Source organism: Neisseria sp. P0021.S007 (genome assembly GCF_051956855.1).
The window spans coordinates 1-514 of record NZ_JBQCXA010001221.1; the positions used below are offsets into that span (position 1 = coordinate 1).

The window sequence follows — 514 nt, forward strand, 5'->3', positions numbered from 1 at the left end:
ACGTAGGCTTGATGAGGATATCGATTTTAATAGGAAAGGCCGTCTGAAAGAAATCTTATTCAGACGGCCTTTACCTTATTTAATCCAGCTGCGCTACGGAAACCGGCAAAGAGCGGATGGTAGACAACATCGTGCTGGCATCTTTTTGCTGTTTGCGGAACGCGGCCATATTGGTCGGGGTCAATTTCGGCGTCGGCAAGGCGACGGTAGTCGGGTTGACCGGCTGGCCGTTGACACGTGCTTCGTAGTGCAGGTGCGGACCGGTCGAACGGCCGCTTGTACCCACAAAACCAATCACTTCGCCGGCGCGGACTCTGCCGTCGGCAGGGCTGAATGCGCTCATGTGGCCGTACAGGGTCTCCACACCGTTGGCATGGCGAATCATCACGGTATTGCCGTAACCGCCTTTCCAACCTTTGAAAATCACTTCGCCGTCGGCAGCGGCCTTAATCGGCGTACCGGTCGGCGCGGCATAGTCGATACCGGTGTGCATACGGACGGTATGCAGAACCGG

Annotated in this window: 1 protein-coding gene; it reads right to left on the reverse strand. The window is 56.4% G+C overall.

The features are described from left to right. Positions 1-79 precede the first annotated feature (79 nt). On the reverse strand, positions 80-514 hold a 435-nt coding region (locus ACTHUR_RS18405), incomplete at its 5' end, for a M23 family metallopeptidase (protein WP_440400209.1).